Source organism: Enterobacter cloacae complex sp. IR53041, from assembly GCF_049238285.1.
Taxonomy (GTDB): Bacteria; Pseudomonadota; Gammaproteobacteria; order Enterobacterales; family Enterobacteriaceae; genus Enterobacter; species Enterobacter roggenkampii.
In genome coordinates this window covers 233,846-240,654 of sequence record NZ_JBMKHB010000004.1, presented here as the reverse complement: position 1 = coordinate 240,654, position 6,809 = coordinate 233,846, and the positions used below count along the sequence as shown (strand labels likewise).

Here is a 6,809-nt window from a genome sequence, read left to right as displayed (position 1 = left end):
AGTCACTGTCGTTCTCAAAATCGGTGGAGCTGCATGACAAAGTCATCGGGCATTATCTGAACATAAAACACTATCAGTAAGTTGGAGTCATTACCTATCGGTCAGTTCAGCAGACACTTTATACCGCCGCCATGGGATCGATGTTGTTTCGTTTGGCAACTCGCTTCATGACCCGGATTGCTACTACCTCATTCGCACCTTTGACAGCGCTGAAAAATGGCTGCGGCTCTCAATGCTTTTTACGCAAGCGATGACTGGCACAGCGGTCCACGCGAAAACATCGTTGGCAGCATAGAGACCAGCATTAAAACAGTGATGAATCTACCAACTAGAAACGTGGAAGGGCTGCGGGTGCAATCGTAGGTTATATGGATTCACCAGACGCATTTTAAGCGCCTCAAAATTTGGCACTATGAAAATACTACCCTTAATAAAAAAAGCGCCACATAGCTTCCTGGTGCGTTTGGCACATCTTACGATTTATGTCTGCGCCGCGCGTCGATGACGCCTTGATAGATGCATGAATTTCACGCTGCCCTATCAGGGCGCGATAACGAACCGGAACGGTGATCCGCAGAACATAGATACCACTTGGACGTCGATATAGATTATCACGCTGCGCCATCGGCTGTATGACCCCTTTGTAGGAGGATCACGAGCGCCGTCACGTATGGTTTAGAAAAAGATAGTGGAATGAATACGTTAGGGGAATTCTGGAGCGGGCGAAGGGAATCGAACCCTCGTATAGAGCTTGGGAAGCTCTCGTTCTACCATTGAACTACGCCCGCTTTGAGGTGCGTAAGGCATTATAGACCTTACGCACCTTCATACAAGCCTCTTCACAACTAACCGGCGATTAAATAATCACTTAGCACTTCGGTTTGCTGCCGGGCGCAGGAAGATAGCGCTGCGGATCGATGGCCGTCGCCTTGTAGCGAATCTGGAAATGCAGCTTCACTGAATCCGTACCGGTACTGCCCATGGTGGCAATCTTCTGCCCGGCTTTGACGTTCTGCCCGTTGTTGACCAGCATCGTGTCGTTGTGCGCATAGGCCGTGATGTAGTCTTCGCCATGCTTAATCATGATCAGGTTACCGTAGCCGCGCAGCTGGTTCCCCACATAAACCACCTTCCCGGCGCCGGAGGCATAAACCGGCGTACCGCGCGCAGCGGCGATATCAATACCCTTGTTGCCACCTTCAGAGAGTGAGTAAGGGGCGACCACTTTACCGCTGGCAGGCCAAATCCAGCAGCGCTGTCCAACCGGCGGCCATGACGATTGTGGCACCTGATAGGACGGCGTCACTTTGGCGGTTTTGCCTTTCGAAGAGGATTTTTTACCGGAGGACGATCCGCCGCTAACCTTCAGCTGCTGCCCCACCTCGATGGTGTAGGGCGGAGAAAGGTTATTCAGACGCGCCAGATCCTTCACGCTGGTTCCCGTTGCGCGCGAAATCCGGTACAGAGTGTCCCCGCGTTTGACGGTGTAGACCGAACCGGAATAGCTTCCCGTATCCGAAGATTTGCTCCCTGAACAGCCCACCAGTAATAGCGTCAGCGTCAGGCAAAAAATAGCGGTAAGGGGTTTTCTCGTCAGGCTTCCTGCAAACAAAACAGATCCTCGGTCAGCGTGAATGGCGCACTATGATAACAGCCAAAACGAACAGGGGTCATGCCCTTTTCCGCTCTACGAGCCAAACCGTTCGTATAAGAATGCAGTATAATGCTTCGGCTGATGGTGCTGAACCACTCGGCAATTTGGCACTGGAGCATCAATGAGTATTCAAGAACACGTTATTTTGGTAAACGACCAGGGAATGGTGATTGGCACTCAGGAAAAGTATGCCGCGCACACGTTACACACCCCGCTGCATCTGGCGTTCTCTTCCTGGCTTTTTAACGCAAAAGGCGAATGTCTGATCACCCGACGCGCCTTAAGCAAAAAAGCCTGGCCCGGCGTCTGGACCAACTCCGTGTGCGGCCACCCGCAGTCGGGTGAAGAGACAGTCCAGGCGATAATCCGCCGCTGCCGCTTCGAAGTGGGCGCAGAACTGACCGATATCACCGCCGTCGCCCCTGAATTTCGCTATCGGGAAACCGACCCGTCCGGGATCGTGGAAAACGAAATTTGCCCGGTGTTCGCCGCCCGCATCACCAATGACGTGACGATAAACGAAGATGAAGTGATGGACTATCAGTGGGTTGAGCTTGATGCGCTATTCCGTGCGCTGGACGCGACGCCCTGGGCCTTCAGCCCGTGGATGGTCATGGAAGCGACGACCGCCCGCGAAAAACTCATAGCCTTCGCGGCGCAATAAAAAAGCCCCTTTCGGGGCTTTTTTTACATCTTAACGCCTTATTTCACCGGGCGCATCGCCGGGAACAGGATCACGTCGCGGATGGTGTGGCTGTTGGTGAACAGCATCACCATACGGTCGATACCAATACCCAGACCCGCCGTTGGTGGCAGGCCGTGCTCCAGCGCGGTCACGTAGTCTTCGTCGAAGAACATCGCTTCGTCGTCGCCTGCCGCCTTCGCGTCAACCTGATCCTGGAAGCGCTGAGCCTGGTCTTCTGCATCGTTCAGCTCGCTAAAGCCGTTGCCGATTTCACGGCCGCCGATGAAGAATTCGAAGCGGTCAGTGATCTCCGGGTTCTCGTCATTACGACGCGCCAGCGGAGAGACTTCCGCCGGGTATTCGGTGATGAAGGTCGGCTGAATCAGGTGCGCTTCGGCCACTTCTTCGAAGATCTCGGTCACGATACGGCCCAGACCCCAGCTCTTCTCAACCTTGATACCGATGCTTTCGGCGATCGCTTTCGCAGAATCGAAGTTATCCAGATCGGCCATGTTGGTTTCCGGACGGTACTTCTTGATCGCTTCGCGCATGGTCAGTTTTTCGAACGGCTTGCCGAAGTCGAAGACTTCTTCACCGTAAGGAACCTGCGTGGTGCCCAGAATATCCTGAGCCAGGGTACGGAACAGGGATTCGGTCAGCTCGATCAGATCTTTGTAATCCGCGTACGCCATATAGAGTTCCATCATGGTGAACTCTGGGTTATGACGAACGGAGATCCCTTCGTTACGGAAGTTACGGTTGATCTCGAACACGCGGTCAAAACCACCAACCACCAGACGCTTCAGGTACAGTTCCGGCGCGATACGCAGGTACATGTCCAGGTCCAGGGCGTTGTGATGGGTGATGAACGGACGCGCAGACGCGCCGCCAGGGATCACCTGCATCATCGGGGTTTCCACTTCCATAAAGTCGCGGTTCACCATGAACTGGCGGATACCGGCCATAATCTGGGAGCGAATTTTGAAGGTCTTGCGGGATTCATCGTTAGAGATGAGATCCAGGTAGCGCTGACGATAGCGCGCTTCCTGATCCTGCAGGCCGTGGAATTTGTCAGGCAGCGGGCGCAGGGCTTTGGTCAGCAGACGCAGCTCGGTGCAATGGATAGACAGTTCACCGGTTTTGGTTTTGAACAGTTTACCTTTCGCGCCCAGGATATCGCCCAGGTCCCACTTCTTGAACTGCTCGTTGTAGATGCCTTCCGGCAGATCGTCACGGGACACGTACAGCTGAATACGGCCGCCAACGTCCTGCAGGGTCACGAAGGAGGCTTTCCCCATGATACGACGGGTCATCATGCGGCCCGCAACGGCCACTTCAACGTTCAGCGCTTCCAGCTCTTCGTTCTCTTTCGCGTCGAAGTCAGCGTGCAGTTGGTCTGAGGTGTGGTCACGACGAAAATCGTTCGGGAACGGCACGCCCTGCTCGCGCAGCGCTGCCAGCTTCTCGCGGCGGGTTTTCAGTTCGTTGTTAAGATCGACTACCGCGTCAGCGCCCTGTGCTTGTTGTTCAGACATGTTGGTTCCTCATAACCCTGCTTTCAAACTTGCTTCGATAAATTGGTCCAGGCTGCCGTCCAGCACCGCCTGCGTGTTGCGGGTTTCAACCCCGGTACGCAGGTCTTTGATGCGGGAGTCATCAAGGACGTAAGAACGGATCTGGCTGCCCCAGCCGATGTCAGACTTGTTGTCTTCCATCGCCTGTTTCTCAGCATTTTTCTTCTGCATCTCCAGCTCATAAAGCTTCGCTTTCATCTGCTTCATGGCCTGGTCTTTGTTCTTATGCTGGGAACGGTCGTTCTGGCATTGCGTGACCAGCCCGGTTGGAATGTGGGTAATACGCACCGCAGATTCCGTACGGTTAACGTGCTGGCCGCCCGCGCCGGATGCGCGATAAACGTCGATACGCAGGTCCGCCGGGTTAATTTCGATATCGATATCTTCATCAACTTCCGGGTAAACAAACGCGGAGCTGAAGGAGGTATGACGACGGCCACCGGAGTCGAACGGGCTCTTACGCACCAGGCGGTGAACGCCCGTTTCGGTGCGCAGCCAGCCGTAGGCGTAATCACCGATGATCTTGATGGTGACGGATTTAATACCGGCCACTTCACCTTCAGACTCTTCGATAATTTCGGTTTTGAAGCCGCGCGCTTCGGCCCAGCGCAGATACATACGCATCAGCATGCTGGCCCAGTCCTGCGCTTCGGTACCGCCGGAACCTGCCTGAATATCAAGATAGCAGTCAGCGCTGTCGTATTCGCCGGAGAACATGCGACGGAATTCAAGCTGCGCCAGCTTCTCTTCCAGCACGTCGAGTTCTGCTACGGCTTCGTTAAAGGTCTCTTCGTCGTCGGCTTCGACGGCCAGCTCCAGCAAACCGGAAACATCTTCCAGCCCCTGGGCCATTTGATCCAGCGTATCTACGATAGCTTCGAGAGAGGAACGCTCTTTACCCAGCGCCTGTGCGCGTTCAGGTTCGTTCCAGACGTCCGGCTGTTCCAGCTCGGCGTTTACTTCTTCAAGACGCTCTTTCTTGGCATCGTAGTCAAAGATACCCCCTAAGAACGTCAGAGCGCTCCGTGAGGTCCTGAATACGGTTTTTTACCGGATTAATTTCAAACATGGTCTGTTTTCTTTTATGGACTTGTCAAAATGCGGTGATAAGAGCGGGATTGTACCGAATCCACGCCCTTTTTTATAGAGATTACTGCCGCTAAATTGGCCAGATATTGTCGATGATGATCTGAAGGGTGCGGTTGCCGCGAAACTCGTTGATGTCCAGTTTGTACGCCAGCTCGACCTCGCGCACGCCGTTGTCCGGCCATACCGCCGTGTCAACGTTAAAGGCAATGCCGTCCAGCAGCGGGCCGCCGCCGACCGGTTCAACCATCACCTTCAGATGACGCTCGCCGACGATGCGCTGCTGCAGCAGGCGGAAACGGCCATCGAACAGCGGCTCCGGGAACATCTGCCCCCATGGACCGGCATCGCGGAGCATTTGCGCCACGTCCATCGTCATCTCAAGCGGTGAAAGCTCGCCATCGGACACCACTTCCCCCTGCAGCAGGGCCGGGTCAATCCAGTCGGTGACCAGCTCGCCGAACAGGCGCTGAAACTCGTCGAATTTCGCCTCTTCCAGCGACAGGCCAGCCGCCATCGCATGGCCGCCGAACTTGATCATCAGGCCCGGATACAACGTATCGAGCCGTTCCAGCGCGTCGCGCATATGTAGGCCCTGAATCGAGCGGCCAGAGCCTTTCAGCGTGCCGTCGCCCGCGGGGGCGAACGCAATCACCGGGCGGTGGAAGCGCTCTTTAATGCGCGACGCCAGAATGCCGACCACGCCCTGATGCCACTCGGGATGGTACATCGCCAGGCCGCCCGGCAGCATGTCGCCGCTGCGCTCCAGTTTTTCGCACAGGGTCAGCGCTTCGGCCTGCATTCCCTGCTCAATCTCTTTACGTGTCTGGTTCAGGGCGTCCAGCTCGTTGGCCAGCACGCGCGCCTCACCGAGGTTGTCGCACAGCAGCAGCGCGACGCCAACGGACATATCGTCCAGTCTTCCGGCAGCGTTCAGGCGCGGCCCGAGCGCAAAGCCCAAATCGCTTGCCGCCAGCTTGAGCGGGTCGCGGTTGGCGATTTCCAGCAGCGCCTTGATCCCCGGACGGCACTTGCCCGCCCGGATACGGCTCAAGCCCTGCCAGGTCAAAATACGGTTATTGGTATCGAGCGGCACCACGTCAGCGACGGTACCCAGCGCCACCAGATCGAGATATTCGGCCAGGTTCGGTGCGGCAATACCGCGGGATTCGAACCAGCCCTTGTCGCGTAACAGGGTACGCAGCGCCAGCATCAGATAAAACGCCACGCCTACGCCCGCGAGGGATTTCGACGGAAAATCACAGTCGCGCAGGTTGGGGTTAATAATCGCGTCGGCGGCAGGCAGCGTTTCACCGGGGAGATGGTGATCGGTAACCAGCACCGGGATCCCCAGCGCGTGGGCATGATCGACCCCCGCATGGGAAGAGATCCCGTTATCGACGGTCATGATCATCTGCGCACCGCGGGCGTGGGCCTGATCGACCACTTCCGGGCTGAGTCCGTAGCCGTCCTCAAAACGGTTCGGCACCAGATACGTGACGTTATCGCAGCCCAGCGCGCGCAGGCTGAGCACGCTCAGCGCGGTGCTGGTTGCGCCGTCGGCATCGAAATCCCCTACTACCACAATACGCGTGTTCTCACGCAGGGCGTTGTAGAGCATTTCAGTGGCTTTTTCGATGCCGTTCAGCTGCTGCCAGGGCAGCATCCCTTTTACGCTACGTTCAAGATCCTCAGCACGACGCACGCCGCGGCTGGCGTAGAGGCGCTTCAGCAGCGGCGGGAGATCGTCCGGCAAATCAATCGGTTCAACCGCCTCGCGGCGGCGCAATTTTATCGGGGCTTTCACGCG

Annotated in this window: 6 protein-coding genes, 1 tRNA gene and 2 pseudogenes; 3 read left to right on the top strand and 6 right to left on the bottom strand. The window is 56.3% G+C overall.

The features are described from left to right. Both ACOTXF_RS05140 and ACOTXF_RS05135 read left to right on the top strand, forming a co-directional pair. Positions 1–80 (top strand): IS1 family transposase (locus tag ACOTXF_RS05140; protein WP_001401901.1); only part of this gene is annotated, 80 nt, incomplete at its 5' end. A 56-nt stretch (positions 81–136) separates the two neighbouring features. Further along, positions 137–363: pseudogene (locus ACOTXF_RS05135) on the top strand (NIPSNAP family protein). Between the two features lie 124 nt (positions 364–487). Here the strand turns inward: ACOTXF_RS05135 and ACOTXF_RS05130 are convergent. The 3 genes and pseudogenes from ACOTXF_RS05130 to actS form a co-directional block, all read right to left on the bottom strand. After that, positions 488–625 (bottom strand): annotated as a pseudogene (locus ACOTXF_RS05130) (hypothetical protein); the annotation flags it as partial. An 89-nt stretch (positions 626–714) separates the two neighbouring features. After that, positions 715–788: transfer RNA gene (locus ACOTXF_RS05125), tRNA-Gly, on the bottom strand. Between the two features lie 80 nt (positions 789–868). Then, entirely contained in the window at positions 869–1,612 is a 744-nt protein-coding gene (gene actS / locus ACOTXF_RS05120; RefSeq protein ID WP_025912449.1) for an amidase activator ActS, read from the bottom strand. Between the two features lie 163 nt (positions 1,613–1,775). On the opposite strand from actS, the gene idi reads away from it, so the two are divergent. Then, the gene (idi, locus tag ACOTXF_RS05115) at positions 1,776–2,318 is read left to right on the top strand and encodes an isopentenyl-diphosphate Delta-isomerase (protein WP_008499704.1); all 543 of its coding nucleotides are present in this window, start codon (positions 1,776–1,778) and stop codon (positions 2,316–2,318) included. A 38-nt stretch (positions 2,319–2,356) separates the two neighbouring features. On the opposite strand, the gene lysS is transcribed toward idi, so the two are convergent. The 3 genes from lysS to recJ form a co-directional block, all read right to left on the bottom strand. After that, positions 2,357–3,874, bottom strand: a complete 1,518-nt coding sequence (gene lysS, locus ACOTXF_RS05110; protein WP_023309094.1) for a lysine--tRNA ligase — start codon at positions 3,872–3,874, stop codon at positions 2,357–2,359. A gap of 9 nt (positions 3,875–3,883) precedes the next feature. Next, positions 3,884–4,982, bottom strand: a protein-coding gene (prfB, locus tag ACOTXF_RS05105) for a peptide chain release factor 2 (protein ID WP_095908218.1) whose coding sequence is annotated in 2 segments (ribosomal slippage) — positions 3,884–4,906 and positions 4,908–4,982 — 1,098 coding nt in all. Because the reading frame shifts where the segments join, the coding sequence is not laid out codon by codon here. Between the two features lie 90 nt (positions 4,983–5,072). Next, a complete protein-coding gene (recJ, locus tag ACOTXF_RS05100) occupies positions 5,073–6,806 on the bottom strand; it encodes a single-stranded-DNA-specific exonuclease RecJ (RefSeq protein ID WP_232927162.1) in 1,734 nt (577 codons plus the stop codon). Positions 6,807–6,809: the final 3 nt, after the last annotated feature.